This is a genomic window from Arthrobacter sp. PM3, from assembly GCF_003352915.1.
Taxonomy (GTDB): Bacteria; Actinomycetota; Actinomycetes; order Actinomycetales; family Micrococcaceae; genus Arthrobacter.
This window is the reverse complement of sequence record NZ_CP022314.1, coordinates 2,965,208-2,982,908: the sequence shown is the minus strand read 5'-3', so window position 1 is coordinate 2,982,908 and position 17,701 is coordinate 2,965,208. Positions and strand designations below refer to the sequence as shown.

Sequence of the window (17,701 nt, the reverse complement as noted above, 5' to 3'; positions counted from 1 at the left end):
GGAATGAACCGGCGGCTCCCGAAGTGGAGGCCGGAGCCCAGCGACCGCTTCTACCGCGGCATCGTCCGCACCGGACTGGCACTGCGCTGGCTCTTCCGGGTCCGTGTCCTCGTCACCGGCAGGGAGAACCTGCCGCCGCCGGGGCCGGACACCATACCGGGACCGGACACCGCGGCCAGGCCGGGCACCTTTTCCCGGCCGAGTACCGGATCCCGCCGCCCGTCCCGCCCGGTGCTGCCGGGCCACGGGGCGGTGGTCGCGATCACGCACTTCGGTTACCTCGACTTTGCCTTCGCCGAGATGCTGCTGTGGTGGCACAACCGTGCCCAGATGCGGTTCCTCATCACCCAGGGGGCAGCCGACCACTGGCTTGCCGGGCCCGCCGTCAGCGCGGCCGGGCATGTGGTGGTCGGCTACGAATCCGGCGCCCACGCCTACGATGCCGCCGTCGCACGACTCAGGGCCGGCGAGTACATCGCCATCCTTCCCGAGGCCGGCGTGAGCCGCAGCTTCACCGTCCGCGACTGCAAGACCGGCGCTGTGCGGATGGCATCGGAGGCCGGCGTGCCGATCATCCCCGTCTCCGTGTGGGGCGCCCACCGGCTGATGACGCGCCACCACGCTTTCTCGCCCCGGCGCGCGTGGCGGGCTCCCGTCCGCATCCACGTCGGCGAGCCGATCCTGCCGGAGTCCCTGCCCGATCCGGAGCATGACGCCCGGCCAGCCACCGCCCGGCTCGCCGCGGCCCTGCAACACGGGATCGACGTCGGCATGGCCGACTTTCCCCTGCAGCCCGGGCCCGGGGCCTGGTGGATGCCGGCCGGGCTCGGCGGGGGCGCGCCGACGGAAGAGGAACGGCGGCGCCTCGACGCGGCGGACGGTCCGCGGCGTGCCGGCGGCGGGCGCCGGACGCAAAACTGACCCGCAGCCGTGGCCGTTATCACGCTTGAAAACGGCCGCAGCTGCGGGTCAGTCGGGTCAGGCCTGGGCGGGGTCCGAGACGACGAGCGTTTCCGAGCCCTGGACATGCGCCTTGCCGGCCTCAAGCAGCGGTTCGACGACGGCGCGCAATGCGGTCATCGCGTCGTCCAGTTCCAGCATGACCGGGTGCTGGTAGGCGATCAGCGCCAGGAGGTCACGCACCGCGGCCCGGGCTTCGTCCTCCCCGAGCTTCGGCTCGTGCCCGAGGAACACCTCAGTGGGTGCAGTGGGCCCGGCCGGGGCGGAGGCGTCGGCGTCGGCCTCCGGGGTTCCCTGGGCGTAACTGATCGCGAACCCCTCCAGCCGGCCCTTCCGGCTCGCCGCGATGCCGTGCCCGAAGGCGCTGGCCTTGGGCGCCCGCAGCACGATCGCGCCGTGGGCGCCGCTGAGGTCATCCAGGAACAAGCGCTGCACCGTGGCAACGCTCAGCTCCCCCGGGCTGTCCCAGCCGTGGACGGCGGTGTAGTACCGGCCAACGACGTCGCTGAGCTCCACCGAGCCCGTGGCGAGGTCCTCGACCTGGTCGGTGGCCGCAGATTCGGAGCCGTCGCCGAACACCGGCAGTTTCAGCGGCGCCGGATCCACGACGACGAGGCGGGACCGCTGGATCGGGGCCATGCCGGCGGCCTCGGCAAACGCCGCGCCGGCCGTGCCCGGCTCCACCTTGCAGCGCAGCCGGGTGACGCCCGACGGCGACTTGGCCGCCTCATGCCGCAGCATGCTCAGCAGGGTGGAGCCCAAGCCTGCGCGGCGGTGGTCCTTGGCCACCTCCACATAGGCCCACAGCCGTTCCGGGTGCAGCGAGGCCTCATGGACCACGGCGGCCGCCACGGGAATGGCGACGCCGTCCACGACATCCTCGGCCACGATGCAGCGGCGCCACGGGGTGTTGCCGGACGGTGCCAGGGTGCCGCGGAACTGCCCGGCCTGGACTGTCTCCGGCCCGCCCCAGATCTCCAGGAGCGCGAGGTCGTCGCCCTCCCGCCATTCCCGGTATTCGATCGCCATGATCAGGCGCCGATCAGCCGCGCGGCCAGGTAGCCCTCCACCTTGTCCAGGGAGACGCGTTCCTGGCTCATGGTGTCGCGTTCACGGATGGTGACAGCCTGGTCCTCGAGGGTGTCGAAGTCCACGGTGATGCAGAACGGCGTGCCGATCTCGTCCTGGCGGCGGTAGCGGCGGCCGATGGCGCCGGCGTCGTCGAACTCGATGTTCCAGCTCTTGCGCAGCTGGGCGGCAAGGTCCTTGGCCTTCGGCGAGAGGTCCTCGTTGCGGCTCAGCGGCAGCACGGCTGCCTTCACCGGGGCCAGGCGGGGATCAAGCTTGAGCACGGTGCGGATGTCGACACCGCCCTTGGCGTTGGGGGCCTCGTCCTCGGTGTAGGCATCGATCATGAAGGCCATGAACGACCGGGTCAGGCCGGCGGCGGGCTCGATCACGTAGGGGGTGTAGCGCTCGTTGGTGGCCTGGTTGAAGTAGCTCAGGTCCGCGCCGGAGGCCTTGGCGTGGGTGGAGAGGTCAAAGTCGGTGCGGTTGGCGATGCCTTCGAGCTCGCCCCACTCCGAGCCCTGGAAGCCGAAACGGTACTCGATGTCCGTGGTGCCCTTGGAGTAGTGGCTGAGCTTCTCCAGCGGGTGCTCGAAGAAGCGCAGGTTCTCTTCCCGGATGCCGAGGCCCGTGTACCAGGCCATGCGCTCTTTCATCCAGTACTGGTGCCACTGCTCGTCGGTGCCGGGCTCGACGAAGAATTCCATTTCCATCTGCTCGAACTCGCGGGTGCGGAAGATGAAGTTGCCCGGCGTGATCTCGTTGCGGAACGACTTGCCGATCTGGCCGATGCCGAACGGAGGCTTCTTCCGGGAGGTGGTCAGGACGTTGCTGAAGTTCACGAAGATGCCCTGGGCCGTTTCCGGACGCAGATAGTGCAGGCCTTCCTCGCTGGCGACGGGGCCAAGGTAAGTCTTGAGCAGGCCCGAGAATTCCTGCGGTTCGGTCCACTGGCCGCGGGTGCCACAGTTGGCGCAGGCGATGTCCTTGAGGCCGTTCTCGGCGGGACGGCCCTTCTTTTCCTCGTATTCTTCCTCGAGGTGGTCGGCACGGTAGCGCTTGTGGCAGGACAGGCACTCCACCAGCGGGTCGGAGAAGACCTCGACGTGGCCGGAGGCCTCCCAGACCTGGCGGGGCAGGATGACGGAGGAATCAAGGCCGACGACGTCCTCGCGGCCGCGGACCACGGACTGCCACCACTGGCGCTTGATGTTTTCCTTGAGCTCGGCGCCAAGCGGCCCGTAGTCCCAGGCAGAACGCGAGCCACCATAGATTTCACCGGCCTGGAAAACGAATCCCCGGCGCTTGGCGAGGGAAATGATCTGATCGAGGACGGATTTTGCTGCCATGGGAACTCCAATGTCTACAGGGCCGCTGGGTGCGGTCCGCGGTGTCAGCCCCGGGTCCCCGGCTGGTTGCCGGACGGGGTGTTGCGGACAGTGCGGTAGGCACTGTCCGGTGCAAACTCCAAGCCTACCGGCCCGCTACCGCTTCAGCGCCCCCCGGGGCCAGGGCAGGGTGGCCAGGATGATGGCGCCGAGCGTCAGGAAGGTGCCGAGGACCGTGGGAAGGGCGACGGCGGTTCCGGGCACCGGCAGGATCAGGTCCAGTCCGAGGGACCCCAGCAGCTGCCCGGCGATCATCCCGAGTCCGGTGACCAGGACCCCCAGGCTGCGGACCAGGAGGGCGCCGATGCCGATGAAGACACAGCCGAGCGGACCGCCGAGGTAGTACCACCATTGCCCCGGCAGGGGGTTGGCGGCACCGGCGACAGCGAGTTTGACGAGCCACGCCGCCCACAGCAGGACGGCGCCGGCGATGAAGTTCACGAGCGTCGCCGCGATCGGGGTGCCGTAATGCACGGTGGCGGTCCCGTTCATGGCCTGCTGGAAACTCATCAGGAACCCGGCCAGGACCGGCAGCATGACGGGAAGGAGCAGTTGCAGTCCGGCGTCCCCGGTGCTGAACCTCGGTGACACCGCCCACGCGACGGCGGCGACGGTCAGCGCACTGCCGAGCACCCGGATGCCGGTGATGGGCCGCTTCCCCGCCGGCCCGATCCCCATCCGGTCCACCAAAAGCCCGCTGAGGGTCTGCCCCGTCACGGTGGCGACGGTGAACAGGGCGACGCCGAGAAGCCCCACAGTGAAGGACTGGGCAAACACGAACAGGGCGCCGATACAACCGGCCAGGACGTAGTACGGCGGAAACCGGCGCTCCCGGACGGCCGGCAGGATCCGCGCCAGCCCGGCCCGTCCCTTCGGCAGCGCCAGGGAAATGACCGTCATGACGGCGAGCCCGGTGCTGAAGCTGACGACGGCGGCGCCGATGCCGTCGCCCAAGGCCACCCCGAGGGCACCGTTGATCCGCCCTTGCAGCGGTATGAACAGGCCGGCCGCGACGGCCAGGGGAAGCCCCGCGGCGAGGGGCAGCCGGGGTGTGTGGGTCATTCGTGCCACCTTCGGTCGGTCAGGCATCATTGCGTATATGAGCAATCCGGAAATTGAAGACATCCCCATCCGCGACACCATGATCCGGCTGGGCCAGCTGCTGAAGCTCGCCAACCTCGTGGAGGACGGGGTGGAAGCGGCCGACCTGATCAAGAACGGGCTGGTCAAGGTGAACGGCGAAATCGACGAACGCCGCGGCCGCCAGCTTCACGATGGCGACACCGTCACCGTGAACGGCCAGACCGTCCGGATCAGCGCGCCTTCGGGCGTGTAGCCGCTTGCGGCGCCGCTACTTTCCGGAGTCGAGGACCTCGTGGGTGAGGAACTCGGCGACGTGCCCGATTTCCTGCTGGTTGATGCCGTGCCACATGCCCGTGTAGAGGACCTTGGTGAGCTTGACGTGCCGGCGCACCCAACCGACGGTGAAGTCGATCTTGTCGGGTGTGATCACGGGGTCCTGCTGGTCACGGCCCCAGAACAGCGGCACGGTACCGTCGAGTTCGGCGTCACGGAAGGCAGGATCGCCGGCGGCGTCGACTACGAACCCTGAGAGTCCGACGACGGCGGCGAAGTCCGCCGGCCGCTGCCGCAGCAGCGTGGTGGCCATGGCCATGCCCATCGAGAACCCCAGCAGCGTGACGGACGGGTGGTTGGCTTTGACGCCGTCGAGCCAGTCCAGGACGTAGGCGGCGGCCTCCTTGACGGCGTCGAGCGAATAGTCGATGGAGGCGGTCAGCGGGAACCAGCTGAACCCCGGCCCCATGGCGATGGGGGCACGCAGGGAAGCCACCGCAAAGTCCTGCGGGAGCATGTCCGCCAGGCTGAGCAGATCCTGTTCGTTGGCGCCGTAGCCGTGCAGCAGGACAAGGAGCGGCTTGCCCGCGCGCTCCTGCTCCGGCTTGGACCACAGGACGACAGGGGCAGGGAAGGCATCAGCGTGAGTCATGGAACCATTCTTACAGTTACCGGAAGGTAACAACCTACGGTGGCGTAGCTAAACCGGAACAGTGCAGGATAAGAGAGTGAGGGAAACCGAAGCCATGGAAAATTCATCGGACACGTCCGCGGACGCCGTCGTAACGCATCCGTGGACCCGCTATGTGGCCATGGGCGACTCCTTCACCGAGGGCATCGGCGATCCGGAACCGGCGAGCCCGGGCGGCCACCGCGGCTGGGCCGACAGGGTCGCCGAGGAACTCAGCCGCGGACACAACGATTTCGCGTACGCCAACCTGGCTGTCCGCGGCCGGCTCCTGCAGCAGATCGTGGACCAGCAGATGGCCCACTGCCTGTCCCTCAAGCCGGACCTCGTCACGCTTTCGGCTGGCGGCAACGACCTCATCCGCCCGGGCGGCGACCCGGACGCACTGGCCGAAAAGCTCGATTCGGTGGTGCAGATCCTGAGCCTGGGCGGCGCCACCGTGGTCCTGTTCAACGGCCCCGACACCGGGTCCACGGTGCTGGGTCGGATCCGCAGCAAGGTGGCCATCTACAACGAGAACCTGCGCACCATCGCCGCCCGCCACGACGCCGTGATCGCGGACATGTGGTCCCTGCGGCAGCTCAATGACCCGCAGATGTGGGACGCGGACCGGCTGCACTTCTCCCCCCTGGGCCATCACACGATCGCGGCGATGGTGCTCGACTCGCTGAACGTCGCCCACACGCTCGAGCCGCTCTCCCCCAAGCCGCTGCCGCCGCGAAGCTGGCGGGAGGCCCGCAGCGGGGACCTGGTGTGGGCCAGGGAGTACTTTGTCCCCTGGGTGATCCGGCGGCTGCGGCACCGCTCCTCCGGCGACGGTGTGACGGCCAAGCGGCCCCTCGCCGGCCCGGTGTTCGGCCCCGGCGTCCCGCTGGGTTCCGGCGAAGGCCCCCGCGGCAATGAACCCGGCACTGAACCTGTTATTGAAACCGTCAATGAGCCGGGCCACGCAGGGGCCCGGCAGCTGAAAGGCCCCGTACTGTGAGCAGCATGTTTTTCTGGATCATCGTGTTGTCGTTCGTGGTCCCGGCAGCGGTGCGCCTTTACCGGAGGTCCGTCCGCGGCCGGAACCAGGGCATGCCGGGCCAGTTCGGCCGGTTCCCCGGCGCCCCTGACCCCCGGAACAACCAGAGCAACCAGCCGCGGGACGGGTATACGCAGCAGGACTACTTTGGCGGTTTCGGCCAGCTGGGCGCCCCGCGGCAGTCCGGCCCCCGGTTTCCCGACCGGCCGTTCCCGAGCGAACCGTATCCCGGCCAACAGTATCCGGGTCCGGCGGGCTACCAGTCCCCCGTGCCCTACGAGGACAGCCCCGAGTACCTGAACAACCCGCCGCAGGCACCCCAGCAGGAACCGGCGCAGAGCACCGGAGCGCTGCAGGCACCCCAGGCGCCCGAGCCGCCGTCGGCCCCGCAGGGCTACCGGGCCCGCAAGCTCGCCGAACTCGACCAGCAGTACAGCGACGGCAAGCTGTCCATGGAGGACTACATGGCCCAGCGCGCTGAAATCATGAAGGGCTAGGCAAGCCCCATCAGTCGACCTGGGGGAAGCCGAGGTCGATCACCGAGGTGGACGGGTCCGGCCAGCGGGTGGTGACCACCTTGCCGCGGGTATAGAACCGGATGCTCTCCGGGCCGTACATGTGGGTGTCACCGAACAGCGAACTCTTCCAGCCGCCGAAGGAGAAGGTGCCCACCGGCACCGGGATCGGCACGTTCACGCCCACCATGCCGGCCTCGACGTCGAACTCGAACTGCCGGGCGGCGCCGCCGTCCCGGGTGAAAATGGCCACGCCGTTGCCGAACTCGTTGTCGTTGACGAGCTTGACGGCGTCGGCGTAGGTTTCCACGCGGACCACAGAGAGGACGGGGCCGAAGATCTCGTCGTCGTAGACCTTCATGCCGGGCTTGACGTGGTCGATCAGGCTGACGCCGAGGAAGAAGCCGTTCGAGTCGAACGACTGGTCCCGGCCGTCCACCACCACTGAGGCGCCCTCGTCCGCGGCGCCGGCGACGTACGAGGCCACTTTGTCGCGGTGTTCCGCCGTGATCAGCGGGCCCATCTGGGACGCCGGATCCGTGCCGGGCCCGATCTTCAACGTGGCCATCCTGGCGGTAATGGCACGGACGAGGTCATCGGCAATGGCGCCGACGGCCACCAGCACGCTGACGGCCATGCAGCGCTCCCCCGCGGAGCCGTAGGCGGCCGAGACGGCGGCGTCGGCGGCCATGTTGAGGTCCGCATCCGGCAGGACCACCATGTGGTTCTTGGCCCCGCCTAGGGCCTGGACCCGTTTGCCGTGGTCGGCGGCGCGCTTGTAGATGGACTGCGCGATCGGCGTCGATCCCACGAAGCTCACGGCCTTGACATCGGGGTGTTCCAGGAGCACGTCCACGGCTTCCTTGTCGCCGTGGACCACGTTGAGGACGCCGGCGGGCAGGCCGGCCTCGGCGAAGACCTGGGCAATGAAGACGGCGGCGGAGGGGTCCTTCTCGCTGGGTTTGAGCAGGACGGTGTTGCCGCAGGCCAGCGCGCTGCCGATCATCCACAGCGGCACCATGGCGGGGAAGTTGAACGGGGTGATGCAGGCGACGACGCCGACCGGCTGGCGGACCGAGTGGACGTCGACGCCGCCGGAGACCTGTTCGGAACGCTCCCCCTTGAGCATGTGGGACAGGCCGGTGGCGAATTCGATGTTCTCCAGGCCGCGGGTGATCTCGCCTTCGGCGTCGGAGAGGACCTTGCCGTGTTCGCTGGTCAGCAGGGCCGCCAGCTCCGGCCGGCGCTGCAGGAGCAGTTCGCGGACCTTGAAGAAGATGGCGGTGCGCCGGGCCAGGCTCGTCGCCCGCCAGCCGGGCAGCGCGGCGCGGGCCGCGGCGATGGCTTCCTCGACGCGGGCTGCGGAGGCCAGCGCGACTTCTTTTTCCTGTTCGCCGGTGGCCGGGTTGAAGACCGGGCCGTAGCGTTCGGCGTCGGAAATGAGGGCGCCGTTGATGACGTGCGGGATGCGTTCGATGTGCATGGGGTGCGTCTCTTTCTCAGGGGTTCCGGCGCTAGTTGGCGGACTCAAGCGAGCCGTCGACGAGCTTGACGATCGCGGAGCAGTCGCTGCCGGACTGGCCGGAGTCGATGAGCCGCTGGAAGAGCTGTTGGACGTGCTCGCCGAGTTCCAGCGGCGTGCCGGTGTCCCGCGCCGCGCTGATCGCCAAGCCGATGTCCTTGTTGGCCAGTTCGGTGGTGAAGGTCGGGGCGAAGTCGTTGTTTGAGGCCGCGGTGGGCACGACGCCGGCCACGGGGTACCAGGTGCGCAGGGCCCAGCTGTCGCCGGAGGAAACGGAGGCGATGTCCCAGAACACCTGTTTGTCCAGGCCGAGCCGGTCCGCGAGCACGGCGCCCTCCGCCGTGGAGGCGAGGTTGATGAAGAGCATCAGGTTGTTGCAGATCTTGGCGGCCTGCCCGGTCGTGGCGCCGCCGGTCGGGATGATGTTGGCCGCCATCGGGCGGATGTATTCGGTGGCGTCCGCGACGGCACCGGCCTCGCCGCCGACCATGAACGTCAAGGTGGCGGCTTTGGCCCCGCTCATCCCGCCCGAGACCGGCGCGTCGACAAAGCGGAAGCCGGCGGCAGCAGCGGCGTCGTGCAGGGCCTGCGCGGAGGCGATATCGATCGTGGAGGAATCCACCAGCAGCGTCCGGGTGTCCGCGTGGGCCAGCACGCCGTCGCCGCCGAGGTAAACGGCACGGGCGTGTTCGCCTTTGGGGAGCATGGTGAAGACGACGTCGGCTCCCGCCACGGCCTCGGCGATGCTGGCGGCCGGACTGACTCCCCCGGCCCCCACGGCGGCCACCGCTTCATCGTTGAGGTCAAAGCCGCGGACCTCATGTCCGGCTTTGGCCAGGTTCACCGACATGGACCCGCCCATGTTTCCCAGTCCGATCCAGGCGATAACTGCCATGGCATAAGCTCCTTTGCTCGAGGGTCTGTCCGGCTAATGGCCGGACGCGCTGTGTCCACGATCACACCCTGCTAGGGTGCAATCAAGGAGAAAAATCACAGACGGTATGTGCACAGATGCACACACCGCACGTGAATGGAAATGGGGACACACGTGGACTTGAGGCGGCTTCCGAGCCCTGACGACCTGCTGATCCTGCTGACCGTTGCCCGGCTGGGCCGGTTCAACGCGGTCGCGGAGACGCTCGGCACCACCCACACCACCATTTCCCGGCGGATCCTGGCCCTGGACAAGCAGCTGGGCGGCCGGACCCTGGAACGCAGCCCGCACGGCTGGGAACTGACCGAGCTCGGCAGCCAGGCCGTCGCGGCGGCCGAGGCCATCGAGGGCACCCTGGGCGTCTTGTCCGGCAGCATTGCGCGGACCGGGGACGTGATCTCCGGCCTGGTCCGGATCAGCACCCCGGACGGGTTCGGGGCGGAATTCCTCGCGCCAGCCCTCGTGCGGCTGCAGCGGGAGAATCCGCAGCTCAGCGTGGAACTGCTCAGCGCGACCCGCAAGGCGAGCCAGAACCGTTCCGGCGTGGACCTTGAGGTGGTGGTAGGAAACCTTGAGGTCGCCAACGCCCAGGCGATCTTCCTGAGCAACTACTTCCTCAGGCTTTATGCCAGCCCCGGCTATGCGCAGGAGCACGGGCTTCCGGCCGCGCTCGACGACGTCCGGCAGCACGGCTTTGTCTCCTACGTCGAGTCCGCGCTCCAGGTGGCCGAGCTCGGCCACCGCTCAACGCAGCTTCCGATGCCGCGGTCCAGCTTCCAGGCCACAAGTGTTTTTGCCCAGCTCGAGGCCGTCCGGCGGGGCGCCGGAATCGGCCTGCTCCCGAACTTCCTCGTGGCCGGCAGGCCGGGCTTCGTGGCCGTACTGCCGGACGACTTCCAGCGGCAACTCCCCATCTGGGCAGTCGCCCGGCAGGAGTCATTGCGCTCCGCCCCGGTCCGGGCCGTCCTGGAGGCGATCCGGACCGAAGTCCGGGACCGCCAGGATGTGCTCACAGCCTAGACGTCAGCGCTCATGTGACAGATATGGCCGCCAAACCGGAAAGTTTGGCGGCCATATCTGGCAAATCATGGAACGGGAGGAGCCCCTCGGGGCGGGCGGGGTTACCGCTTGCCTGTTACCTCTTGCCTGCGGCAAGCAGGTCGGCGGTCCCCTGGGCGTCGGCGGCGTCGACGTCGCGCAGCGAGATGCCGCGGGTCTCCTTGAGGAAGAACACGGCGACGACAGTGACGGCGCAGGCGATCAGCAGGTAGATGGCCACCGGCACGGAGGACTTGTACTGGCCCAGCAGCGCGACGGCGATGATCGGGGCAAGCGAACCGGCCACGATCGAGGTCACCTGGTAGCCGAGGGACACGCCGGAGTACCGCATCCGGGTCGGGAACATCTCCGCCATGATGGCCGGCTGGCCCGCGTACATCAGGGCGTGGAAGAGCAGGCCGATAATCACCGCGGCGAGGATGATGAAGTCGTTGCCGGTGTCCATCATCGGGAAGGCGAAGAAACCCCAGGTCGCACCCAACACGGCTCCGGCCAGGTAGACGGGCTTGCGTCCCACGCGGTCCGAGAGCCTGCCGACCAGCGGCACGACGGCGAAGTGGATCAGGTGTGCCACCAGCAGGAGCATGAGGATCCGGGACGTGTCGGCGTGGACCACCGTCTTCAGGTACGTGATCGAGAAGGTGACCACGAGGTAGTACAGGATGTTCTCCGCGAACCGCAGGCCCATGGCGGTGAACACGCCGCGCGGGTAGCGGCGGAACACCTCTGCCACGCCGTAGCCCTTGTGGCCGGCTTCAACTTCCTTGCGGGCTTCCAGGAAGATGGGGGCGTCGCTGACCTTGGTGCGGATGTAGTAACCGATCAGCACGATCACCGCGGAGAGCCAGAAGGCAACCCGCCAGCCCCAGCTGAGGAAGTCCGCGGAGGACAGGGTCGCGGACAGGATGAAAAGCACCGCGGTGGCGAAGAGGTTGCCCAGCGGGACGGCGGACTGCGGCCAGCTGGCCCAGAAGCCGCGGGACTTGCTGGGGCTGTGCTCCGCGACGAGCAGGACGGCACCGCCCCATTCACCGCCGACGGCGAAGCCCTGGGCGAAGCGCAGGAAGACCAGCAGCGCAGGGGCCCAGTAGCCGATCTGCGCGAAGGTGGGCAGGCAGCCCATCAGGAAGGTGGAGACGCCCACCAGGATGATGCTCAGCTGGAGGAGCTGCTTGCGGCCGAACTTGTCGCCGAAGTGGCCGAAGACGATCCCGCCGATCGGGCGGGCAACAAAGCCGACAGCGTAGGTCAGGAACGCCGCAAGGATGCCGTCCAGCTCGGTGCCCGAATTGGGGAAGAAGGTCTTGCCGAAGACCAGTGTGGCCGCGGAGGCGTAGAGGAAGAATTCGTACCATTCCACCACGGTGCCGGCCATGGAGGCCGCCACAACTTTCTTCAGGCCGGACGCTTTGACGTCCGTTTCGTCTGTGCGGCTCGCGGCCGCGTTTTCCGTACTCATCGTCACTCCTTCGGTGTCGCCTTCGACACCCTGTGGACCATTGGACTGAGGACGCTTGTGATGTAAGGCACATGGCGTCATTCCAGACGAGTATGGACGCTCCAGGCCCGGGCCTCAACGGCCATTAGTGCAGAGCGCATCTGCAAAAATGCACAACAGGGAGCCCCTGTGCAGCTCCCCGCGGGGCCCCCGCCGTGGATCGGTGCCGGGCGCGCGGCCCCGGCATCAGCCGAAGAAGGCCGCCCGCAGCTGGCCGCTGAGCTGGCCGATCTCCGTGAGGAAGCCGTCATGGCCGATCGGCGCCTCGATGATGTGCACGTCCGGGCGGCCCGGCAGCGCCTCTGCAAGTTCGCGCGACTGCGCAGGGAAGTAGAGGCGGTCGGAGTCGACGGCCGCTACCAGGAATCCGGCCGTGGCGGCGGCCAGGGATTCGCGGAGGGGTCCGCGCCCGCGACAGATGTCGTGGCTCATGAGCGCCTCGGTGATGGCGATGTAGCTGTTGGCGTCGAAGCGCCGGACCAGCTTGTTGCCCTGGTGGTCCAGGTAGCTTTCCACCTGGTAGCGGCCCCGCCCGGCCAGCGACCCGGCTTCCAGCGGGGTCTCGGATTCCTGGGCATTGCGGCCGAACCGGCCGTGGAGTTCGGCCGCGGACCGGTAGGTGATGTGCGCGATGCGCCGGGCCAGGGCAAGCCCGGCCACGGGCTCGGGACCGCCGTAGTAGTCGCCGCCGTTGAAGTTAGGGTCCTGCCGGATGGCCAGGGTCTGCGCCTGGGCAAAAGCAATCTGCTCCGCGGTGCTGCTGGCGCCGACGGAAATCACCGCGCAGTGCCGTACCCGGTCCGGATAGGACACGGCCCACTCGAGGGCGCGCGCCCCGCCGAGGGATCCGCCTACGACGGCATGCCAGGTCCTGATGCCCAGGGCGTCGGCCAGGCGTGCCTCGGCGGCCGTGGTGTCCCGCAGGGTGACCAGCGGGAACCGTGAGCCCCAGGGGCGCCCGTCCGGGGCCGGTGTGGAGGGCCCGGTGGAGCCGTAGCAGCCGCCCAGGATGTTGATGGAGACCACGAAGTACTTGTCGGTGTCCACGGGCGCGCCGGGGCCGGCCAGTTGTTCCCACCAGCCGGGTTCCTCGGTGTCACCGCGGGTCACATGGGTGTCTCCGGTCAGGGCGTGCTCGATCAGGACGGCGTTGGAGGCGTCCGCATTGAGGGTGCCCCACGTCTCGTAGCCGAGTACCACGTCCGGCAGGTGGAAGCCGGATTCGAGCGGCAGGTCGCCGATCCCGAGGTACCGGACGGTTCCGTCCGGCACCGGGGTTCCTCCCCCCGGCAAGGTGTCGGCCGGAGTGGCTGCGGCTGGTGCATGGGCAGCCTGCTTTTCGGCGGCGTTACGGGCTGGCGTGGTTTCGGTTTCACCGTTGCGGGTGACGGCAATCGTCATATGAGGACCTATCTTCGCGCTTGCCCGCCGTCAGCTGACCGGCAGGCCAGGTCTTCACCCGGGGCACCCCGCCGCAAGAGGAGGGTTGCCGGCCAGCAAGCCGGGGCTAGTCGCTGGCACTCATGACCTTTTACGAGTGTACGAAACGGGGCGAGCAAATGACGAAGAATGTGACATCCGTGTGACAGCCCCGCACCGGGTTCGCAGGACGCGGGCTCGCTGCACGCCGGGTTCGCCGGAAGCCGTCGCGGACGCCGGAAGGTTACGGCGACTGCGATGCGTTCCGGCGATCCCGGCGCGGCGGCCCCTGTTAGGCGCCCTTGGCTGCGCGGAAGCCGGCGTCGAGGTCGGCGAGGATGTCATCGATGTGTTCCAGGCCGACCGAGAGCCGCACGAGCCCGGGGTTCACGCCGGCCACGGCCTGCTGCTCGGGCGAGAGCTGACTGTGGGTGGTCGACGCCGGGTGGATCACCAGGGAGCGGACGTCGCCGATGTTGGCCACGTGCGAGTGCAGCTCCAGTGCATCGACGAACCGCTTGCCGGCCTCGGCTCCCCCGGCGATATTGAACGCCACGACGGCGCCGGTCCCCTTGGGGCCGTACTTGCGGCCGCGCTCGAACCAGGGGCTGGACGGCAGCCCGGCGTAGGCGACGGATTCGACGTCGTCCCTGGCCTCCAGCCATTGCGCCACCTTGGTGGCGTTGGCGACGTGGCGCTCGACGCGCAGGCTGAGCGTTTCAATGCCCTGGGCAATGAGGAAGGCGTTGAACGGCGAGACGGCGGAGCCGAGGTCGCGCAGGAGCTGGACCCGGGCCTTGAGGATGTAGGACAGGTTGGCCCCCAGGGCGCCGCCGGCACCGAGGTCGCGGGCGTAGACCAGGCCGTTGTAGGTGGGGTCCGGGGTGTTGAAGTTCGGGTACCGTGCGGGGTCCTTGCCGAAGTCGAAGTTGCCGGAGTCCACGATCACACCGGCGATCGCGGCGCCGTGGCCGCCAAGGTACTTGGTGGCCGAGTGGACCACGATGTCCGCGCCCCACTCGATGGGGCGGATGAGGTACGGGGTGGAGAGCGTGTTGTCGACGATCAGCGGCACCCCGGCCTCGTGGGCCACCTTGGCGACACCTTCGATGTCCAGCACGTCCTGGCGCGGGTTGGAGACCACTTCGCCGAAGAACAGCTTGGTGTTGGGCTGCACGGCATCGCGCCACTGCTCCAGGTTGTCCGGGTCCGCCACGAACGTCACCGAGATGCCGAACTTCTTGAGCGTGTGGGCCAGCAGGTTGTAGGTGCCGCCGTAGAGGCTGGGGCTGGCCACCACGTGGTCCCCTGCTTCGGCGATATTGAGGATGGCGAAGGTTTCGGCGGCCTGGCCGGAGCTGAGCAGCAGGGCCGCGAGGCCGCCTTCAAGGCTCGCCACGCGCTGCTCCACCGCGTCCTGGGTCGGGTTGCCGATCCTGGTGTAGATGGGTGCGAGCTCGGCCAGGGCGAAGCGGTTCGCCGCGCTCTCGGCGCTGGGGAACACGAACGACGTCGTCTGGTAGATGGGCAGGGACCGGGCGCCGGTGGCGGAATCCGGCTCCTGGCCGGCGTGGATCTGGCGGGTTTCGAAGGACCAGGCACTGGACATTGATGCTCCTTACGGGACCGGGCACAGCACCGCCCGGGGCCATCGGCCCGGGAGCGGTACAGGCGCCGCGCTTGCCCTCCGGCGGTCGCCGGACGGCCGGGTCTTCACCCGGGGCACCCCACCGCGATACGAGGGTTGCCGGCCAGCAAGCCGGGGCTGTGCGCTGGCACTCATGACCTTGCGCTTCAGTGTAGGAACGGCGGCGGGCCGCTGGATAGCTTTGTGACGAAGATGAAGATGGCGGCAGCATCCGCCTGCCGTCAGGGGCCGGCGGCACCGGCCGCGAGACATCCCATGACGGTAAGGCGAGCCTAAGCTGAGAGCTTTATCACAAAGTGCCAAGATGAGGTCATGCGCATGGATCACGTTTCTTACGCCTGTGAACACGATGGCTTGGCAGCCACCACTGAACGTATTGCGTCTGCCCTCGGCGTCGAAGCCGTGAAGGGCGGAGTGCACCCCCGCTTCGGCACACGCAACATGATTATCCCGCTCGCGGGACACAAGTACCTTGAGGTTGTTGAGGTACTGAACCACCCGGCATCGGACAAGGCCCCCTTCGGCCAGGCAGTCCGTGCCCGCTCCGAGGCCGGCGGCGGCTGGATGGGCTGGTGCGTCGAAGTGGACGACCTCGCCCCGTTCGAGGAGCGGCTGGGCCGGTCGGCCGTGAACGGCAACCGGAAGTTCCCCGACGGCCGCGAGCTGGTCTGGAAGCAGATCGGCATCCTGGGGCTCATCGCCGACCCCCAGGTGCCGTACATGCTCAAGTGGGAGGGCGACCCGGAGCTTCACCCGTCCAACGCCTACGCGTCCGATGTGAAGATGTCCGCGCTGACCATCGCCGGTTCGGCGGAGCGCGTGACGGAATGGCTGGGCGAACCGGTGGAAAAGCCGCTGGAGGACGTCGCCGTCAACTGGATTGCCCCGCACGGCACTCCGGGAATCCTTTCCGTTACTTTCGAGACCGCCTCCGGAGCGGTCACGATCTAACGCTCCAGCTGCCCCACACACTTCGGCCGCCGTCTGGCGGGTGCCAACGATGTCACCCACCAGACGGCGGCCGAAACCATTTAACTCCAACGCGGGGTCAGCCCAGGCCCACGGCCTTGCCGAACAGGCTGAATCCCACGAACGCCACGGTGTCCAGGATGGCGTGGGCGATCACGAGCGGCATCACCCGCTTGGTCCGGGTGTACACCAGGGCGAAGACCACGCCCATCACCGCGTTGCCAATGAATGGCCCGAAGCCCTGGTACAGGTGGTAGCTGCCGCGGAGCAGGGCGCTGGCGGCGATGGCCGCCGGTGTGCTCCAGCCCAGTTTCCCGAGCCGGTCCAGCAGGTAGCCCACCACGATCACTTCCTCGACGATCCCGTGCCGGATCGCGGACATGACCAGGACCGGCACCGTCCACCAGTACGTGTCCAGGGCGCTGGGGATGATCGCCGTCGTGATCCCGAGGGCCCGGCCGGCGGCGTAGAGTCCCAGCGAGGGGATGCCGATGGCGGCGGCCAGTCCCAGCCCCTGCAGGAGGTCCCGGCCGGGCCGGGCGAAGTCGAAGCCGATCCGCCGGAACGCCGAGCCGCCGCGCTCCCCGACCGGACGGTGTTCGGTGAGGAAGTAGATCACCAGGGCCACCGGGACCAGGGCGAACATGATGTCCAGTAGCTGGTAGGTGAGGTCGAAGTATTCACGCGCGCTCTGCGAGCGGTTCAGCGTGGACGTTCCCTGGGCCAGCGGCGCCGCGGTCATCTTGTCCAGCAGCTGCACCACGGAGTAGACCGCGGACTGCCCCAGCGACAACCCCAGGACAATCAGGACTTCGAACCGCAGCCGACGGCGGGAGGGAACCAACATGTTCCTATCTTGCCTGCAGTTGCCGGGAGTTTGCTGACCCCGCCGCGGTGCCGTCCGCACTGCCGTCACGGCGGGGCCGCCGCCGCCGAGCCTATGCTTGGGGTTTATGAGTGCGCCCCGGAAAATCATCATGATCCGGCACGGCCAGTCCGCCGCCAATGCCGACACCTCGATCTACAACCGTGTCCCGGACTACCGGATCCCGCTGACACCCCTGGGCGTGGAGCAGGCCACGGCGGCCGGGGACGAAGTCCGGCGCCAGCTGGGGGGCCGACCGGTGTGCGTCTACGTCTCCCCGTACCTGCGCGCCTACCAGACCCTCGAGGCACTCAATCTGGGCCCGCTGGTGGAACGGGTGATCGAGGAACCGCGGCTGCGGGAGCAGGACTGGGCTAACTTCCAGATCGCCGGGGACATCGAGGACCAAAAGGAGCTCCGCAACGCCTACGGCCACTTCTTCTACCGCTTCAGGGAGGGCGAGTCCGGCTCCGACGTGTATGACCGGATTTCCTCCTTCATGGAAACCCTCTACCGACACTGGTCCAAACCCACGTACGCCCCCAACGCGCTGTTCGTAACGCACGGGCTGACCATGCGGCTGTTCTGCATGCGCTGGTTCCACTGGTCCGTGGAATATTTCGAATCCCTGAACAACCCGGAGAACGCCGAGGTAAGGACCCTGCTGCGCACCGCGCGCGGGAAGTATGAGCTGGATAAGCCCTTCACCCAGTGGGAGGATCGGCGCGTGGACGAAACCGTCCTGGACGCGCCGCCCATGATCTTCTAGCCGGGCTACCGCACCGACC

At 68.2% G+C, this 17,701-nt stretch carries 17 protein-coding genes and 2 riboswitches; of the genes, 7 read left to right on the top strand and 10 right to left on the bottom strand.

What is annotated here, in order from left to right:
* The first annotated feature begins 3 nt into the window (after nt 1-3).
* Nucleotides 4-921 carry a 1-acyl-sn-glycerol-3-phosphate acyltransferase gene (locus CFN17_RS13560; protein WP_208748303.1) on the top strand — a complete coding sequence of 306 codons (918 nt, stop codon included), beginning with the start codon at nt 4-6 and terminating at the stop codon, nt 919-921.
* Between the two features lie 57 nt (nt 922-978).
* On the opposite strand, the gene CFN17_RS13555 is transcribed toward CFN17_RS13560, so the two are convergent.
* The 3 genes from CFN17_RS13555 to CFN17_RS13545 all read right to left on the bottom strand — a co-directional run bounded on the left by CFN17_RS13555 (nt 979) and on the right by CFN17_RS13545 (nt 4,478).
* Nucleotides 979-1,989: a GNAT family N-acetyltransferase gene (locus CFN17_RS13555; RefSeq protein ID WP_208748302.1), complete on the bottom strand. Its 1,011-nt coding sequence runs from the start codon at nt 1,987-1,989 to the stop codon at nt 979-981.
* 2 nt (nt 1,990-1,991) lie between these two features.
* Complete coding sequence (locus tag CFN17_RS13550; protein ID WP_208748301.1) at nt 1,992-3,377, bottom strand: glycine--tRNA ligase; 1,386 nt, start codon at nt 3,375-3,377, stop codon at nt 1,992-1,994.
* 135 nt (nt 3,378-3,512) lie between these two features.
* Nucleotides 3,513-4,478, bottom strand: coding sequence for a DMT family transporter (locus tag CFN17_RS13545; RefSeq protein ID WP_208748300.1), 966 nt, complete (start codon nt 4,476-4,478; stop codon nt 3,513-3,515).
* Nucleotides 4,479-4,515: 37 nt separating this feature from the next.
* On the opposite strand from CFN17_RS13545, the gene CFN17_RS13540 reads away from it, so the two are divergent.
* Entirely contained in the window at nt 4,516-4,752 is a 237-nt protein-coding gene (locus CFN17_RS13540; protein WP_208748299.1) for an RNA-binding S4 domain-containing protein, read from the top strand.
* 15 nt (nt 4,753-4,767) lie between these two features.
* Here the strand turns inward: CFN17_RS13540 and CFN17_RS13535 are convergent, their stop codons facing one another.
* A complete protein-coding gene (locus tag CFN17_RS13535) occupies nt 4,768-5,424 on the bottom strand; it encodes an alpha/beta hydrolase (protein ID WP_208748298.1) in 657 nt (218 codons plus the stop codon).
* A 94-nt stretch (nt 5,425-5,518) separates the two neighbouring features.
* Here CFN17_RS13535 and CFN17_RS13530 point away from each other — a divergent pair, with 94 nt between their 5' ends.
* Nucleotides 5,519-6,445 carry an SGNH/GDSL hydrolase family protein gene (locus tag CFN17_RS13530; protein WP_261792202.1) on the top strand — a complete coding sequence of 309 codons (927 nt, stop codon included), beginning with the start codon at nt 5,519-5,521 and terminating at the stop codon, nt 6,443-6,445.
* Between the two features lie 5 nt (nt 6,446-6,450).
* A complete protein-coding gene (locus CFN17_RS13525; RefSeq protein ID WP_261792465.1) occupies nt 6,451-6,981 on the top strand; it encodes a hypothetical protein in 531 nt (176 codons plus the stop codon).
* Nucleotides 6,982-6,991: 10 nt separating this feature from the next.
* On the opposite strand, the gene CFN17_RS13520 is transcribed toward CFN17_RS13525, so the two are convergent.
* Together CFN17_RS13520 and mmsB are read right to left on the bottom strand one after the other, a co-directional pair.
* Entirely contained in the window at nt 6,992-8,476 is a 1,485-nt protein-coding gene (locus tag CFN17_RS13520) for a CoA-acylating methylmalonate-semialdehyde dehydrogenase (RefSeq protein WP_208751495.1), read from the bottom strand.
* Between the two features lie 37 nt (nt 8,477-8,513).
* Complete coding sequence (gene mmsB, locus CFN17_RS13515; RefSeq protein ID WP_208748296.1) at nt 8,514-9,416, bottom strand: 3-hydroxyisobutyrate dehydrogenase; 903 nt, start codon at nt 9,414-9,416, stop codon at nt 8,514-8,516.
* Nucleotides 9,417-9,575: 159 nt separating this feature from the next.
* Between mmsB and CFN17_RS13510 the strand changes: the two genes are divergently transcribed.
* Nucleotides 9,576-10,475 carry a LysR family transcriptional regulator gene (locus CFN17_RS13510; protein WP_208751494.1) on the top strand — a complete coding sequence of 300 codons (900 nt, stop codon included), beginning with the start codon at nt 9,576-9,578 and terminating at the stop codon, nt 10,473-10,475.
* 115 nt (nt 10,476-10,590) lie between these two features.
* Here the strand turns inward: CFN17_RS13510 and CFN17_RS13505 are convergent, their stop codons facing one another.
* The 3 genes from CFN17_RS13505 to CFN17_RS13495 all read right to left on the bottom strand — a co-directional run bounded on the left by CFN17_RS13505 (nt 10,591) and on the right by CFN17_RS13495 (nt 15,040).
* A complete protein-coding gene (locus CFN17_RS13505) occupies nt 10,591-11,973 on the bottom strand; it encodes an MFS transporter (protein WP_208748295.1) in 1,383 nt (460 codons plus the stop codon).
* Between the two features lie 225 nt (nt 11,974-12,198).
* Nucleotides 12,199-13,413, bottom strand: coding sequence for a homoserine O-acetyltransferase (locus tag CFN17_RS13500; protein ID WP_261792201.1), 1,215 nt, complete (start codon nt 13,411-13,413; stop codon nt 12,199-12,201).
* An 11-nt stretch (nt 13,414-13,424) separates the two neighbouring features.
* Nucleotides 13,425-13,541: riboswitch (SAM riboswitch) on the bottom strand.
* A 182-nt stretch (nt 13,542-13,723) separates the two neighbouring features.
* A complete protein-coding gene (locus CFN17_RS13495) occupies nt 13,724-15,040 on the bottom strand; it encodes a bifunctional o-acetylhomoserine/o-acetylserine sulfhydrylase (protein ID WP_208748294.1) in 1,317 nt (438 codons plus the stop codon).
* 62 nt (nt 15,041-15,102) lie between these two features.
* A riboswitch (SAM riboswitch) is annotated at nt 15,103-15,218 on the bottom strand.
* Nucleotides 15,219-15,391: 173 nt separating this feature from the next.
* Here CFN17_RS13495 and CFN17_RS13490 point away from each other — a divergent pair.
* Complete coding sequence (locus CFN17_RS13490; RefSeq protein ID WP_208748293.1) at nt 15,392-16,030, top strand: VOC family protein; 639 nt, start codon at nt 15,392-15,394, stop codon at nt 16,028-16,030.
* Between the two features lie 97 nt (nt 16,031-16,127).
* On the opposite strand, the gene CFN17_RS13485 is transcribed toward CFN17_RS13490, so the two are convergent.
* Nucleotides 16,128-16,895, bottom strand: coding sequence for a CPBP family intramembrane glutamic endopeptidase (locus CFN17_RS13485; RefSeq protein WP_208748292.1), 768 nt, complete (start codon nt 16,893-16,895; stop codon nt 16,128-16,130).
* 106 nt (nt 16,896-17,001) lie between these two features.
* Here CFN17_RS13485 and CFN17_RS13480 point away from each other — a divergent pair, with 106 nt between their 5' ends.
* Nucleotides 17,002-17,682, top strand: a complete 681-nt coding sequence (locus CFN17_RS13480; protein ID WP_208748291.1) for a histidine phosphatase family protein — start codon at nt 17,002-17,004, stop codon at nt 17,680-17,682.
* The last annotated feature ends 19 nt before the right edge of the window (nt 17,683-17,701 follow it).